This window comes from Brachybacterium tyrofermentans (assembly GCF_039526165.1).
In the GTDB taxonomy this organism is placed as follows: Bacteria; Actinomycetota; Actinomycetes; order Actinomycetales; family Dermabacteraceae; genus Brachybacterium; species Brachybacterium tyrofermentans.
On record NZ_BAAAIR010000025.1, the window covers coordinates 1 to 14,001 of the forward strand.

General features: G+C 70.9%; 13 protein-coding genes. 9 read left to right on the plus strand and 4 right to left on the minus strand.

The features are described 5' to 3' along the window. Positions 1–131 precede the first annotated feature (131 nt). From ABD093_RS04310 to ABD093_RS04330, 5 genes are all read left to right on the plus strand, one after another. Positions 132–605: an NUDIX hydrolase gene (locus ABD093_RS04310; protein WP_193117226.1), complete on the plus strand. Its 474-nt coding sequence runs from the start codon at positions 132–134 to the stop codon at positions 603–605. After that, positions 602–1,258, plus strand: a complete 657-nt coding sequence (locus ABD093_RS04315) for a hypothetical protein (protein WP_193117225.1) — start codon at positions 602–604, stop codon at positions 1,256–1,258. Before ABD093_RS04310 ends, ABD093_RS04315 begins: the two co-directional genes overlap by 4 nt. Before the next feature lie 67 nt (positions 1,259–1,325). Next, positions 1,326–2,747 (plus strand): substrate-binding domain-containing protein, encoded by a 1,422-nt coding sequence (locus ABD093_RS04320; protein ID WP_319021552.1) that lies wholly within the window; start codon positions 1,326–1,328, stop codon positions 2,745–2,747. Continuing rightward, positions 2,744–3,685 carry a carbohydrate ABC transporter permease gene (locus ABD093_RS04325; RefSeq protein ID WP_193117224.1) on the plus strand — a complete coding sequence of 314 codons (942 nt, stop codon included), beginning with the start codon at positions 2,744–2,746 and terminating at the stop codon, positions 3,683–3,685. The genes ABD093_RS04320 and ABD093_RS04325 overlap by 4 nt, the downstream gene beginning before the upstream one ends. Then, positions 3,682–4,569 carry a carbohydrate ABC transporter permease gene (locus ABD093_RS04330; protein ID WP_193117223.1) on the plus strand — a complete coding sequence of 296 codons (888 nt, stop codon included), beginning with the start codon at positions 3,682–3,684 and terminating at the stop codon, positions 4,567–4,569. Before ABD093_RS04325 ends, ABD093_RS04330 begins: the two co-directional genes overlap by 4 nt. Positions 4,570–4,623: 54 nt before the next feature. On the opposite strand, the gene ABD093_RS04335 is transcribed toward ABD093_RS04330, so the two are convergent. Next, positions 4,624–5,880: an acyltransferase family protein gene (locus ABD093_RS04335; RefSeq protein ID WP_343922672.1), complete on the minus strand. Its 1,257-nt coding sequence runs from the start codon at positions 5,878–5,880 to the stop codon at positions 4,624–4,626. Positions 5,881–6,001: 121 nt separating this feature from the next. Between ABD093_RS04335 and ABD093_RS04340 the strand changes: the two genes are divergently transcribed. The 3 genes from ABD093_RS04340 (at position 6,002) to ABD093_RS04350 (ending at position 8,967) form a co-directional block, all read left to right on the plus strand. Next, positions 6,002–7,285 (plus strand): sensor histidine kinase, encoded by a 1,284-nt coding sequence (locus tag ABD093_RS04340; protein ID WP_343922674.1) that lies wholly within the window; start codon positions 6,002–6,004, stop codon positions 7,283–7,285. Next, entirely contained in the window at positions 7,282–7,911 is a 630-nt protein-coding gene (locus ABD093_RS04345; protein WP_193117220.1) for a response regulator, read from the plus strand. The genes ABD093_RS04340 and ABD093_RS04345 overlap by 4 nt, the downstream gene beginning before the upstream one ends. A gap of 99 nt (positions 7,912–8,010) precedes the next feature. Then, positions 8,011–8,967 carry an SDR family oxidoreductase gene (locus ABD093_RS04350; protein ID WP_343922676.1) on the plus strand — a complete coding sequence of 319 codons (957 nt, stop codon included), beginning with the start codon at positions 8,011–8,013 and terminating at the stop codon, positions 8,965–8,967. Between the two features lie 3 nt (positions 8,968–8,970). Here the strand turns inward: ABD093_RS04350 and ABD093_RS04355 are convergent, their stop codons facing one another. Both ABD093_RS04355 and ABD093_RS04360 read right to left on the minus strand, forming a co-directional pair. Then, positions 8,971–9,855, minus strand: coding sequence for a formyltetrahydrofolate deformylase (locus ABD093_RS04355; RefSeq protein ID WP_343922678.1), 885 nt, complete (start codon positions 9,853–9,855; stop codon positions 8,971–8,973). A gap of 98 nt (positions 9,856–9,953) precedes the next feature. Next, positions 9,954–12,110, minus strand: a complete 2,157-nt coding sequence (locus tag ABD093_RS04360) for an MMPL family transporter (RefSeq protein ID WP_343922680.1) — start codon at positions 12,108–12,110, stop codon at positions 9,954–9,956. A 100-nt stretch (positions 12,111–12,210) separates the two neighbouring features. Between ABD093_RS04360 and ABD093_RS04365 the strand changes: the two genes are divergently transcribed. Further along, positions 12,211–12,876, plus strand: a complete 666-nt coding sequence (locus tag ABD093_RS04365) for a MarR family winged helix-turn-helix transcriptional regulator (RefSeq protein ID WP_343922682.1) — start codon at positions 12,211–12,213, stop codon at positions 12,874–12,876. Positions 12,877–12,915: 39 nt separating this feature from the next. Here the strand turns inward: ABD093_RS04365 and ABD093_RS04370 are convergent, their stop codons facing one another. Next, the gene (locus ABD093_RS04370) at positions 12,916–13,995 is read right to left on the minus strand and encodes an NADH:flavin oxidoreductase/NADH oxidase (protein WP_343922684.1); all 1,080 of its coding nucleotides are present in this window, start codon (positions 13,993–13,995) and stop codon (positions 12,916–12,918) included. Positions 13,996–14,001: the final 6 nt, after the last annotated feature.

The window sequence follows — 14,001 nt, forward strand, 5'->3', positions numbered from 1 at the left end:
CCTGCTCACCAGCGCCGCGAGAACCGTAGCGTGAATACCCGCCACAGCAGGGTCATTCACCACGAACCGCGAAGAGCCGTCATCCTGGGCGGCTGACCCGTACAGCATCCACCCCTCGCAGAAGGAGGACCATGGCCACGCCCGAGTTCGTGCTCGCCCTCCGGGAGCACGTCGGCCACGCCCCGCTCTGGCTGTCCGGGGTCACCGCGTTCGTGCTCGATCCCGCTCGCACCCGGATGCTCGCCGTGCGTCGCGCCGACACCGGTGCCTGGACCCCGGTCACCGGCATCATCGACCCCGGCGAGGAGCCGGCCACCGCTGCGGTCCGTGAGGTCGCCGAGGAGGCCGGTGTCGACTGCACGGCGCTGCGCCTCGTCGACGTGCGCACGCATGCGCCGATCACCTACGCCAACGGCGACGTCGCGCAGTACCTCGATCTGTGCTTCCTGTGCGAGCACGACGGGGGAGAGCCGTACCCGGCCGACGGCGAGAACACCCAGGCGCAGTGGTTCCCGATCGATGCGCCGCCCCCGATGAACGACCGGTTCCTCGAGCAGCTCGAGCTCATCCGGGCCGACCGGCCCGAGGCCCGGTTCCGTCGATGACCCCGCTCTCCCCACCGTCCCGTCCGCGCGACCGGGGCGGACCGTCCGACCCCCTGCCCGGCACCCGCGTGACCATCCCGCTGACCGACGCCCCGGGAGACCTGGCCGTCGTCCGGGTGATCGCCGCGCCCCGCCGGGACATGGCCCGTGCCGGGCGCCTCGGGACGCCGCTGCTTCCCTTCGCCGATTCCCTGCTGGTCGATGTCTCGGTCGACGGACGGCTCGTGCTCCCCGGCGCCTGGGTCCAGCGGGAGGTCCTCGACCGGGGCACGCCCCTCGCCCCGGTCCGCGTCGGTGCCGTGGATCTCCGCCCGCCTGCGGTGATCGCCGGCGACGGCGAGCAGGCTCAGCTGCACTGGGGCGAGACGGTCTGGCCCCTCGATCTCGGCGGAGTGGTCGCGATCCCCCCGACGGCTCGCGCCTCCGCCCACCCGCTGTCCCGCCTGCGCCGTCTGGTGCTCGTCGCCGCGGGACGCCGGGCTGATATCGCCCTCACGCTGTGGCAGGATCCGGGCTTCGAGCTGCCCTGGCACGATGTGCGCCTGCTGCCCCACGCCGCCCGCTGGTTCGAGCTCGCCGAGGTGCCGGTCGGGATGCGGTATTCCGACGCTGAGCAGGCGCAGGGTGTGGGACGGGCCCGCCAGCGTCCCTGACCGAGCGGTTGTCCACGCCCTGGCTCCGGACTTGTGATGTGCGCCGCACCGTATAGGGTCTCTGCTCGTGATCGACCACGACGAAGAGGTCCCCGTGCCCCCACGACCGCACCACCCGCCCCTGACCGACCGCCGCACGTTCCTGCGCTTCACCGCGGGCGCGGCCGCCGTTCTCCCGCTGACCGCCCTGGCCGGATGCTCCGGCAGCTCGCGAGATCCGAACTCGATCCGGATCGCCTTCCAGCAGTTCGGCTCCGGCACGATCAAGCAGGAATGGATCACCACTGCCGCACAGGAGTTCTCCGCCGAGAACCCGGAGCTCACGGTCGAGCTGGTGCCGATCGTCGCCTCCGAGAACGACTACTTCACCAAGAACGAGCTGCTCATGAGCTCACCCCGCACCAGCCCCGACCTCGTGTACGAGGACTCCTTCATCCTGCTCTCCGACGTCGGGGCGGACTATCTGCAGCCGATCACCGACCTGGTCGAGGGATTCGAGCACTGGGACGACATCGCGGAGGCATCGAAGAAGGCCGTCACCAGTGAGGACGGCGAGGCCTACGGCGTCCCCATCACCACGGACACCCGGGCGATCTGGTTCCACCGCGACGTCTTCGAGCAGGCGGGCCTGCCGCCGGACTGGCAGCCGGGGAGCTGGGAGGACATCCTCGAAGCGGCGCGCGCGATCCGCGACTCCGACAGCGAGGCGATCCCGTTCTTCCTCTTCGCCGGCACGCCGCAGGGGGAGAAGGCCTCGATGCAGGGCTTCGAGATGCTCCTGTACGGAACCGGGGATGGGAGCGGGCTGTACGACGCCGAGACCAAGAAGTGGATCCTGGGCAGCCCCGGATTCGTGGACTCCCTGACCTTCCTCAAGACCCTCTTCGACGAAGAGCTCACGGCGACCCTCGGTCAGCACCTCGACCCCAACATCTCCGAGACCATCTACTCCTCGCTGCTGCCCGACGGCAAGCTCGGGATGCTCGTGGACGGCTCCTGGATCTCGCAGAACTGGACGGAGACGGCGGCCCGCCCCTGGCCCGAGTGGCCCGATGTGGTCGGCCTGGCGGACATGCCCACGCAGGACGGCGGCGGGACCGGCACGATCACTCTGGCCGGCGGCTGGGGACTGTCGATCCCCGAGTACGTCACCGACCGGGACGTGGCCTACCGCTTCCTCGAGAAGCTCGTCTCCACGCAGACCCTCGTGCAGTACGCGATCGCCGACAACCACATCACGGTGCGCGCCGACGTCGCGGACAAGGAGGAGTACCTCAGCTACTCCCCGGCGGTCGAGTACTTCACGGATCTGCTGGAGACCGCCTACTACCGTCCGGCCCTGCCGGCCTATCCCGAGGTGTCCTCCGCGATCCAGGAGGCGATGGAGGCGGTCATGACCGGGACCAGCCCGGACGCCGCAGCCGCCGCCTACGACGCCACAGTCACCGACATCGTCGGCCCCGAGAACGTGCAGGAGGCCTCCGCATGACCACCGACGCCCCACCTGTTCCCGGGCGCACCGCCCCGGCCCCGCGCCGACGTCACGGCACGCTGGGTGACGGGCTCACCCTCTCCCGGGCCCTGCCGATGGTGCCTGCCGGGGTGCTGCTGGTCGGCTTCATGCTCGGCCCGATCATCTACTCGCTGTACCTCGCCTTCACCGACAGCGCCATCCGCGGCGACGGCGCCTCCGAGACCAGCTTCGTGGGCTTCGACAACTTCGTCGACGCCTTCACCGACGCCGACTTCTGGAACTCCGTCGCCCTGACGCTGATCTTCACCGTGGTCTCCGCCGTGATCGGCCAGAACGTGATGGGCATGCTGCTGGCGCAGCTCATGGAGCGCGCCAACCGGATCATCACCTTCGTGGTCACCTCGGTGGTGATCGCCGCCTGGATCCTCCCGGAGGTCGTGGCCGGTTACCTGCTGTACACGTTCTTCGCGGCCGAGGGCAGCCTCAACACGATCCTCACCTCGATCGGTCTGCCCGGTCAGGACATGCTCTTCACGGCCCCGATCATCGCGGTCTCCTTCGCGAACATCTGGCGCGGCACAGCCTTCTCGATGCTGGTCTACTCGGCGGCCCTGAGCTCGGTGCCCGGCGACATCTACGAGTCGGCGGCCCTGGACGGCGCCGGCCCCGTGCGCCGCTTCGTCTCCGTGACCCTGCCGCTGATGCGCCCGGCGATCGCGACCAACCTGATGCTGACCACCCTCCAGACCCTCTCCGTCTTCGGGCTCATCTTCATCATGACCGGCGGTGGTCCGGCCCGACAGAGCCAGACCCTGCCCCTGTACATGTACGAGCAGGCGTTCTCCTACGGACAGCTCGGGTACGGCACCGCCGTGGCCCTGCTGCTGCTCCTGATCGGGGCCGTCGCCTCGCTGGTGTACCTGCGCCTGCTGCCCGAGGAGGACAAGCGATGAGCGCGACCACCCGTACCCGCCCGCAGGGCGATGCACCCACCGCGAAGGTGTCCAAGCAGGGCTCCCGAGCCCGCAGCGCCCATGTCGCCAGCACCGTGGTGATGATCGTCATCGGTCTCGCGTTCCTGGTTCCGCTGCTGTGGGTCGTGCTGGCGTCCTTCGACACCGAGGCTTCGCTGTCCGTGGCCTGGCCCGACCGCTGGAGCCTGGGCAACTTCTCCGCGATCTGGAACGCGGAGACCACCTTCCGGCCCCTGCTGAACTCGCTGATCCTGTGCGGCGGCGCGACCGTGGTGACGATGTGCGCGGCGATCCTGTGCGCCTACCCGATGTCCCGGTTCCGCTTCAGGGCCAAGCGCTCGCTGCTGCTGACGATCATCTTCTCCACCGGCCTGCCGATCACCGCGATCATGATCCCGGTGTACTCGCTGTTCGTGCAGGTGAACCTCATCGACTCGATGTTCGGGGCGATCCTGTTCCTGGGGGCCAGCTCGCTGCCCTACGCGATCTTCCTGACCAAGGGGTTCATGGACGGCGTGCCGATCGAGATCGAGGAGTCCGCCTGGACCGAGGGCGCCGGAGTGCTGCGTGCCCTGTGGTCCGTGGTGATCCCGCTGATGCGCTCGGGCCTCGCCGTCGCCACGATCTTCACGTTCGTGAGCATGTGGGGCAACTTCTTCGTCCCGTTCATGCTTCTGCTGAGCCCGGAGAACCTGCCGGCGGCGGTCACGCTGTACACCTTCTCCTCGCAGTACGGGCAGGTCGCCTACGGCCAGCTCGCGGCCTTCTCGATCTTCTACTCGCTGCCGGTCGTCGCCCTCTACCTGTTCCTGGGCCGCAACCTGGGCAAGGGCTTCGCGGCCGCCGGCGGCGTCAAGGGCTGATCCGCCGGGCGGCGCCGATCCAGGTGGATCGGCGCCGCCGTCATGCAGGTCGCCTCACGCGACGGAGGGCTCGCGCCGGGTGCGCCAGGTGCCCCGACGGGCGAGGAGCGCCGACGGCCGACGGTGCCCGTTCAGCCACTTCCCGATCCAGCTGGGGCGCACCATCAGGTCGTAGCTCAGCAGCAGCACCGCCATCACGACGCCGAGGGTGAGCACCAGCTTGACGAGCACGGGCAGCCCCAGATCGGCGAGCGGCACCGCCGCCAGCAGCAGCAGCGGGAAGTGCAGGAGATAGACCCAGTAGGAGGAATCTGCGAGGTAGCGCACCCACGGGATCTCGCGACGCACCAGGCGCGCGCACAGGCCCAGGAGCCCGTAGACCCAGGCCCAGCCGGCGAGCGCCGCGGTGAGGGCCACGACGGCCCCGGGCAGCATCGGCGACAGCAGGAGAGTCACCGGGGTGAGGACCAGGGCGATGCCCAGGTGGAGCACCCATCGGCGTTCCACGCGGGTCAGCGCATCCGGCCGGGAGCGCAGGAACCATCCGGCCAGGAAGGCGCCGCTGTAGGCGATGCTCGCGCCGGCCACGGGGACCAGCGTGTACGGCTCGGTGATGCTCGCCATGCCGCCGCCCTGCACGATCAGCCCCAGCGCATACGGCACCGCGACCACGACGAGGCCCGCCCGGGACGCGAGCAGATCTCCGATCCGGCTGGAGAGCCTCCCGGCCCGGTCGGCCCCCAGCACCCGCACCAGCACGGCCCGCACCGCCACCACCACGAGCGCGATCTCCACCAGGAGCAGCAGGAACCACAGGTGCATCGTCGGCAGGCCCAGGAAACCGGTCGGAGCTCCCGGATCTGTCGGCGGAGCGGAGAGGGGACCGAGATCACGCACCACGTCGTTGAGGACCAAGGCGCCGACCATCAGCACGAACAGGACCGGCCCGAGGGTGGGGAGCGGGAGCCCGATGCGCAGCAGCCGATCGCGCACATAGGACCCCGCGCCCCGTCGATGCAGCACCATGTGCCCGAAGTACCCCGCGAGCATCATGAACAGGACCATCCGGAACAGATGGATCACGCCGACGGCGCCGAGAGCGATGCCGGACTCGTGGACGTCATCGACCAGCCAGTACCCGCCGGGCAGGAAGGGCATCAGCGCGTGCAGGAGCACCCCGAGCAGGAGCGCTCCACCGCGCAGCGCGTCGAGATGGTGCAGGCGCGGCGAGGCGCCGGGTGCGGTGGGGGCCGGGGACGGCGGAGCCGAGGAGCCGGGAGTCGGCGCGGCAGGGACAGGGTGCGAGGACATGGGAACGACGCTAGGGGAGCGGGAGGCTCGCCGCCTCGCCCGATCGGGATCAGGGCCCTCCACCGATCAGTGGATGCCGCCACCCTGGCGCGGGCGAGCATCTGCGGCGAGACTGCTCGGTATGGCGATTCTTCCCGCGACGACCGCGCGGCGGGTCCGGGACGGGTCCGTCGGCGACGGCCCCGAGCTCGAGGGCCCAACTCTCGAGCGTCCCGATGTCGAGCCCGACCTGGCACCGGGCCCGCTCGGCGCGGTGATCGAGCGGTGGATCCCTCCTGCCCTGCTGATCGTGTCCTGGATCGTGGGATGGATCGCGGCGCACACCTGGATGGTGGGCGAGCCGGTGACGTGGGCGCTCGTGCCCACTGCGGCCCTCCTGGCCCTGCGGGTCGTGCTGGAGCGCACGCTGCGACGCACCGGCCCTGATTCACCCCAGCTCATCGCGGCTTACGGTCTGCATCTCGTGCTGGTCCTCGTTGCGCTCGTCCTCAATCCGCTGACCTGCATCTATGCCTTCTGCGGGTACCTCGATTCCGGTCGTTTCCTCGGTGGCGCACGGGAGAGGGCCGTCGTCGTGGCGACCGCGCTGCTGTGCGCGGTCGGCCAGGTGGGCGGATTCCGGGTGGTCCTCGAGGAGACCTGGTTCTTCGCCGGGCTCGCCGCGGTGAACCTCCTGATCGCGCTCGGCATGATGCACCTGGCGCGCGAGCGGGAGGGGCTCCTCGTGCAGCGCGAGCGTTCGCTGGCCGAGATCTCCCGGGTGAACGAGGAGAACTCCCGGCTTCACGAGCAGCTGATGGCCGGGGCGCGGCGCGCAGGAGCGGGGGAGGAGCGGACCCGGCTCTCGCGCGAGATCCACGACACCGTCGCGCAGGGCCTGGTGGGCGTGATCCGGCAGCTGGAGGCCGTGGGTCCGGGGATCGACGAGGCCGCGCGGCATCGCGTGACCGTGGCGGAGGAGGCCGCCCGTGACTGCCTGCTCGAGGCCCGCCGTGCGGTCGAGGCGCTCGGGCCGCACCAGCTGCACGACGGCGACGTCGTCGAGGCGCTGTCCGCCCTCGTCGCCCGCTGGGCACGGACCCATCGGGTGGTCGCCGGATTCGACGGCGACGACGCACCCCGCGACGGCCGGCACGCGGAGGTGCTGGTGCGCATCGCGCAGGAGGCGCTGGCGAACATCGCCCGCCATGCGGAGGCCGGCGCCGTGAGCGTGACGCTGACCGGGGACGACCGCGACCAGATCCTGCGGATCGTGGACGACGGCATCGGCTTCGACCCGGAGACGGTGCCTCGGGGTCACGGCCTGGAGAACATGCGGACCCGCGCCCTCGAGGCCGGCGGGGACCTCGGTGTCGACGCCCGCACGGGCCGGGGCTGCACCGTGACGGCGAGGGTGCCCCGATGACAGGGACGGATCCGGTGCGGGTGGTGGTCGTCGACGACCATCCGGTGGTGCGCGACGGGCTCGTGGCGATGCTCGGGGCGGAGCCGGGCCTCGAGGTGGTCGGCACCGCGCAGGACGGGGTGGAGGCTCTCGTGGTGATCGGCTCCTCCGCGCCGGACGTCGTGCTCATGGACCTGCGGATGCCGGGAGGCCACGGCGTCGACGCGATCCGGGCCCTGCGTGGCGGTGGTCGGAAGCGGCCGCGGATCCTGGTCCTCACTACCTATGACACGGATCGGGACATCCGCAGCGCGCTCGAGGCGGGGGCCGACGGCTACCTGCTCAAGGACACGCGCCGCGAGGACGTCATCCGCGCCGTGCACGACCTCGTCGCGGGCCGTGCCGTCCTCGCCCCGGCCGCCCTCGCGGCCCTGACCGGTGCACCCGGGGCCCGCATCGCCCTCAGCGGTCGGGAGGCGGAGGTGCTGCGCCTGGTCGCGGACGGCTGCACGAACCGCGCCGCCGCCTCACGGCTCGGCATCGGCGAGGCGACCGTGAAGACGCACCTGATGCACGTCTACGAGAAGCTCGGCGTCGGCGACCGGGCCTCCGCGGTCCGCACGGCCTGGGAGCTCGGGCTGGTCTGAGCGACCGTTCGGACGGGATCCGGGCGTCGCGGCGCGCCGCCGCCTTACGGTGGGGCCACCCGACCAGTCACCGCCCGATCCGTCCCTGAAGGAGTCGTGATGAGCCAGTCCTCGTCCACCGAGTCGCCCCGAGATCCCGAGAGCACCTTGTCACCGGTCGTCGCTCGGCGTGCACGCGATCTCGCCACCGTCGATGGCCGCCCGTCGTTCGCCGAGCAGGACCAGCAGCCGCCAGGGCTGACCGCGCCCATGGATCCCGTGCCCGACCATGGCGAGCACAGCTACGTCGGCCATGGACGTCTGAAGGGTCTGTCCGCCCTCATCACCGGTGGGGATTCCGGGATCGGCCGCGCCGTGGCGATCGCCTACGCCCGCGAGGGCGCCGACGTCGCGATCTCCTACCTCCCCGAGGAGCAGGAGGACGCCGAGGAGACCGGCCGGTGGATCCGGGAGGCGGGACGCCGGGCCCTGCTGCTGCCTGGCGACATCCGCGAGGAGAGCACCGCCCGGTCGCTGGTGACGCAGACGGTCGCCGAGCACGGCGGCCTCGACGTGCTCGTCAACAATGCCGCCTTCCAGTGGGGTCGCGCCGAGCCGCAGGGCCTCGACGGCATCGATTCCCTGCGGCTGCACCGCACGCTGACCACGAACCTCGAAGCGCTGTTCTGGATCACCCAGGAGGCGGCCCGGCATCTCGGCGAGGGCGCGTCGGTGATCAACTGCTCCTCGATCCAGTCCTACGACCCGTCGGTGCCGCTGATGGACTATGCGGCCACCAAGGCGGCGATCAACAACGTGACCGTGAATCTGGCGGCGGATCTGGGGCCGCGGGGGATCCGTGTCAACGCCGTCGCCCCGGGGCCGATCTGGACCCCGCTGAACGTCGCGACCCGCACCAGCGACGACTACGTCGAGTTCGGGGGCAACACGCCGCTGGGCCGCGCGGGCCAGCCGGCGGAGTGCGCCGGTGCCTTCGTGTTCCTGGCCTGCCCCGCCGAGGCGAGCTACGTCTCGGGCACCGTGCTCGGCGTCACCGGCGGCCGCCCCGTCTTCTGAGCGTCAGCGGAAGATGATCGTGCGGGTCCCGTCCAGCAGGACGCGGGACTGGGCGAACCAGGTGACCGCCTGCCGCAGGGTGCGCACCTCGGCGTCCTGCCCGATGGCCATGAGCTCCTGGGGGGAGCGGGTGTGGTCCACGCGGATCACGTCCTGCTCGATGATCGGGCCCTCGTCGAGATCGCTCGTGACGAAGTGGGCGGTCGCCCCGATCTGCTTGACGCCGCGGGCATGGGCCTGGCGGTAGGGGTTCGCGCCCTTGAACCCCGGCAGGAACGAGTGGTGGATGTTGATGCAGCGCCCGGCGAGCTCCGCGCACAGCTCGGGCGAGACGATCTGCATGTAGCGGGCCAGGACCACGAGCTCGATGTCGTGCTCGTCGATCGCCGCGCGCACCCGGTCCTCGAAGGCGGCCTTGGCGCCCTCGCCCTTGGTGGGCAGGTGCTCGAAGGGGATCCCGTGGAAGCTCGCGAGGGGCTCGAGGGTGGGGTGGTTGGCCAGGATCAGCGGCACCTCGATGGGCAGGTGGCCGGCGTCGACCTGGAACAGCAGGTCGTTCACGCAGTGCTTGGCGGTGGAGCCGAGCACGAGGGTGCGCACCGGCCGTCCGACCACGTCGAGCCGGTGCTCGATGCCGAACCGTTCGACGACGGGAGTCAGCGCCGCGGCGATCTCCTCGGCGGTCGCCGTGGTGGTCAGCTGGAGGCGCATGTAGAAGCGATGCGAGCTGCCGCTCTCGAACTGGCGGCTCTCCGTGATGTTCCCGCCCACCTCGACGATGGCCCCGGTGACGGCATGGACGATGCCGGGACGGTCCTCGCACACGAAGGTCAGGACGTACTCGACGGTGGGGGACGGGACACCGGTGGCGGCGATCGGACTGCTCATGCCCGGAAGTCTAGAAGGGGACGGGACGCGGGGCGATGACCGCCCGCATGACGGGGCCTCGGAATGGGGCCGACGTCACGGCGTCGGGAGGCTCGCGCTCACCGCCGGCCGTCGCGCCACAGCGCCGAGGGCCACCAGATGACCCTGCCGAGGTCGTGCGCCAGGGCCGGGACCAGGAGCGTGCGGACCACGAAGGTGTCCAGCAGCACGCCGAAGGCGACGATGAACGCGATCTGGGCGAGGAACAGGATCGGGATGACCGCGAGGGCGGCGAAGGTCGCCGCGAGCACCAGGCCGGCCGAGGTGATCACGCCGCCGGTGACGGCCAGTCCGCGCACCACCCCCTCCCGCGTCCCGTGCTGCAGGGCCTCTTCCCGGACCCGGGTCATGAGGAAGATGTTGTAGTCGATGCCCAGTGCGACGAGGAAGACGAAGCCGAACAACGGCACCGCCGGATCGGCGCCCGGGAAGTCGAGGAGGTGGTTGAACACCAGAGCGGCCACGCCCAGGGCCGTGCCGAAGGACAGCACCGTGGTGGCCACGAGCAGCACCGGAGCCAGGACCGAGCGCAGCAGGAGCATGAGGATCAGCAGGATCACCACCAGCACGACGGGGATGATCAGCGCCCGGTCATGGGCGGACGCGTCATTGGTGTCGATCGATGTGGCCGTCGCCCCGCCCACGATCTCCGCGAAATCCTCCTCATCCAGCGCGGCACGCAGATCGCGCACGGTCTGCTCCGCCGCGGAGGAGTCCGGGGCGTCGGTGAGGGTGCCCTGGACGAGCACCCTGCCGTCGACCACGGTGGGTGCTGGAGCGGGCGTCCCGGGAGGCCCCTGGGCCTGGATGCCCTCGGTGCTCACCGTCGCGGAGCCGCTCGGGGAGTCCGCGGCGACGACGGAGACGGCGTCGATGCCGTCGTCCGCGAGGAGCACGTCGGTCGTGGCCTGGAGGTCGTCCTCGGCGACGATGACCTCGACGGGGCTGCCGGCACCGGCCGGGAAGTGCTCCCCGAGCGCGACCTGGCCGTCGCGCGCGGAGGAGGCTCCGAGGACGAGGTCGGACTGGGGGACGCCGTCGGCGTCCAGCTGGAGCGCGCCCACGCAGCCCACGGCGAGCAGCACCGCGGTGAGGATCCAGACCGGCCGCGGACGGCGCGACACGGCGGTGGCGACCTTCCCCCAGAGGCCGTGATCGGCTGCGGACGAGGTGCTCCGGGAGGAGGCCGGGTCGAAGCGCGGGCGGCGCGGCCAGAAGGCCGCTCGACCGGCGACATAGAGCAGGGCGGGCAGGAAGGTGAGGGCCGCGAGCATCGCGAACACGATGCCGATCGCCGCGACGGGCCCCAGGGTGCTGTTGGACTTCAGATCCGACAGGAGCAGGCAGAGCAGCCCGGCGATCACGGTGCCGCCGGAGGCGATCACCGGTTCCACGGTGCCGCGCAGGGCGGAGATGGTGGCCGCCCATCTCCTCTCCTGCCGGCGCAGCTCGTCGCGATAGCGGGAGACGTACAGCAGCGAATAGTCGGTCGCCGCCCCGATGACCAGGATGAACAGGATGCCCTGGGTCTGCCCGCTCAGCAGCAGCAGATCGGCGGCCGCGAGGTGCCAGATCGTCAGCAGCGCCACGCAGAGGGCGAACATGCTGGTGGACAGCACGATCAGCGGCAGCAGCAGGGACCGGTAGACGATGACGAGGATGATGAACACCGCCGCGAGCGCCACGCCCAGCAGGAGGCCGTCGATGCCGGCGAAGGCGGCGCCCAGATCCGCGGAGAAGCCGGCCGGCCCGGTCACGTGGGCGCTGAGTCCCGTCGGCAGATCGGCCGACAGCTGCGCATCGAGCTCGCCGACGATGGTGCCGATGTCGGCATCGGCGTCGACCGGGACGACGACCTGCACCGCGAGACCGTCCTCGGAGGGGATCGGCGGGGAGACGTCGTCGACCACACCGTCCACGGAGGAGAGCGACCGGGCCGACTCGGTGAGGGCGGACAGCTGCTCGTCGGTGAGCTCCTCGTCGGAGGTCACGACGAGGATGGCGGGGATCGCCTCGGATCCGAGGAAGCCCTCGGCGAGCGCCTGGACCTGGGTGGCCTCCGCCGAGTCCGGGAGGTACGCGGTGCGGTCGTTGGAGGAGACCTCGTCGACCCGCCCGAAGTAGGGGCCGCCGATCCCGGCGAGAGCGATCCATCCCAGGATCAGCAGGGCGGGAAGCACGATACGCAGGGGCCGCAGCAGGCGTGACTCGCTCATGGGGGTGACCTTCCGGTGGTGACTGACGACCAGTGTCGCATACATCGTTAGCTTGGCTAGTAACTCTCCGTTCGAGATACTGGCCCAGTACGATTCACGGATGACACGACAGGACACCGACACCCCAGGAGAGCAGGCGGGGGAGCAGAGGGACCTGCCCAGCGTCTACTCCCTCGCGGGGAGCGATCCGCACGGGGAACTCGTGGATCGCAGCGGGCTGAGCCCGGTCGACCTCGTGCAGATCGACGAGGTGATGGCGGCCCTCGTGCATCTGCGGGCGGCGGAGAAGCGCCTGGCGGAGGCATCCTTGCGCTATATGGAGCTGGGGGAGACGGACATGCGGGCGCTGCATCTCCTGATCGTGAGCGAGAACGCCGGCTCCCTGGCCACCCCTGGGGTGATGGCGGAGTCGCTGGGGATCTCCAGCGCCTCGACGACGAAGCTCATCGATCGGCTGGAGCGGGCCGGTCATGTGCGGCGAGGGCGTCATCCCACGGACCGGCGTGCGATCGTCGTCACCATCGAGCCGACTACCCGCGCGGCCGCGCTGCGCACGGTCGGTGCGCAGCAGGCACGTCGGGTCCATGTGGTGCGGCGTCTCGATCCTCAGGAGCGGGAGACCGTGACCCGGTTCCTGGAGGACATGGCCGCGGAGATCTCCATCGAGGGGATCGACTGGGCCGAGCACCCTGCTCACGTCGCAGACGCAGAGGGCGCAGCGGATAGCGGGGGCACAGCTGGACCCACGGGCGCCGCGGGCTCCTGAGGAGCACCGCGGCGCCCGGTGGTCGATCTCTCGGATCCCTCAGCGGTGGGCGCGCGCGTACTGCGGCGGGATGGGTGCCGCGTCATAGCGCACCGCGTGCGCGGCGCGCAGCGGGAAGTTCGGATCGCGGAGCATCTCCCGGCCCACGAGCACCACGTCCGCCAGGCCGGTCGCGACGATCTGCTCAGCCTGGAAGGGCTCGTCGATCATGCCGACGGCGCCGGTGGGGAGCCCGCTCGCTGCCCTGACCGCGGTCGCCAGCGGCACCTGGTAGCCGGGACCGACGGGGATCGGGGCGGGGGACTGGTTGCCGCCGCTGGAGATGTCCAGCAGATCGACGCCGTGCTCCTTGAGCCAGGCGCCGACCTGGCCCACCTCGTCGACGCGGAGCCCGTCCTCGAGCCAGTCCGTTCCAGACAGGCGCACGAGCAGCGGCATCCCGTCGCCGATCTCGGCACGCACGGCATCGACGATCTCCAGCAGCAGGCGGCTGCGGTTCTCGAGCGAGCCGCCGTACTCGTCCTCGCGGTGGTTCGATAGCGGGGAGAGGAACTCGTGCAGCAGGTAGCCGTGGGCTCCATGGAGCTCGATCAGGTCGAAGCCGGCCTCGACCGCTCGGCGGGCCGATGCGACGAAGGCGCGGACGACCACGTCGATCCCGGCGGCGTCCAGCGCGCGGGGCGCTGCCAGCCCGGGGAAGGGGGTCTCGGAGGGGCCGACGGTCTCCCAGCCGCCCTCCTCCGGGGTCAGGCTGCCCGAGCCCTCGGTGCCCCACTCGGGGTGGGTGGAGGCCTTGCGGCCCGCGTGGGCGAGCTGGATGCCCATGGCGGCTCCCTGGCTGTGGGCCAGGTCGACGATCGGTGCGAGCGCGTCGCGCTGGGCGTCGTTCCAGAGCCCGAGGTCCGTGGGGGAGATGCGACCTTCGGGGACCACTCCGGTGGCCTCGACGATGATCGCTCCGGCGCCGCCGCGGGCGAGCGATCCGTAATGCATGAGATGCCAGGGGGCGGGGACCCCGTCGAGGGTGTCGACGGAGTACTGGCACATGGGCGGCACCCAGATCCGATTGCGGATCTCGAGGCTGCGCAGGGTGATGGGGGTGAAGAGTGCGTGGGTCATGCGACG

What these genes read in the sequence shown, in the direction of transcription:
- ABD093_RS04340 (WP_343922674.1), top strand. Translation starts at nt 6,002, where the DNA reads ATGGCGATTCTTCCCGCGACGACCGCGCGGCGGGTCCGGGACGGGTCC.
- ABD093_RS04335 (WP_343922672.1), bottom strand. Translation starts at nt 5,880, where the DNA reads ATGTCCTCGCACCCTGTCCCTGCCGCGCCGACTCCCGGCTCCTCGGCT.
- ABD093_RS04365 (WP_343922682.1), top strand. Translation starts at nt 12,211, where the DNA reads ATGACACGACAGGACACCGACACCCCAGGAGAGCAGGCGGGGGAGCAG.
- ABD093_RS04360 (WP_343922680.1), bottom strand. Translation starts at nt 12,110, where the DNA reads ATGAGCGAGTCACGCCTGCTGCGGCCCCTGCGTATCGTGCTTCCCGCC.
- ABD093_RS04370 (WP_343922684.1), bottom strand. Translation starts at nt 13,995, where the DNA reads ATGACCCACGCACTCTTCACCCCCATCACCCTGCGCAGCCTCGAGATC.
- ABD093_RS04325 (WP_193117224.1), top strand. Translation starts at nt 2,744, where the DNA reads ATGACCACCGACGCCCCACCTGTTCCCGGGCGCACCGCCCCGGCCCCG.
- ABD093_RS04350 (WP_343922676.1), top strand. Translation starts at nt 8,011, where the DNA reads ATGAGCCAGTCCTCGTCCACCGAGTCGCCCCGAGATCCCGAGAGCACC.
- ABD093_RS04345 (WP_193117220.1), top strand. Translation starts at nt 7,282, where the DNA reads ATGACAGGGACGGATCCGGTGCGGGTGGTGGTCGTCGACGACCATCCG.
- ABD093_RS04310 (WP_193117226.1), top strand. Translation starts at nt 132, where the DNA reads ATGGCCACGCCCGAGTTCGTGCTCGCCCTCCGGGAGCACGTCGGCCAC.
- ABD093_RS04330 (WP_193117223.1), top strand. Translation starts at nt 3,682, where the DNA reads ATGAGCGCGACCACCCGTACCCGCCCGCAGGGCGATGCACCCACCGCG.
- ABD093_RS04355 (WP_343922678.1), bottom strand. Translation starts at nt 9,855, where the DNA reads ATGAGCAGTCCGATCGCCGCCACCGGTGTCCCGTCCCCCACCGTCGAG.
- ABD093_RS04315 (WP_193117225.1), top strand. Translation starts at nt 602, where the DNA reads ATGACCCCGCTCTCCCCACCGTCCCGTCCGCGCGACCGGGGCGGACCG.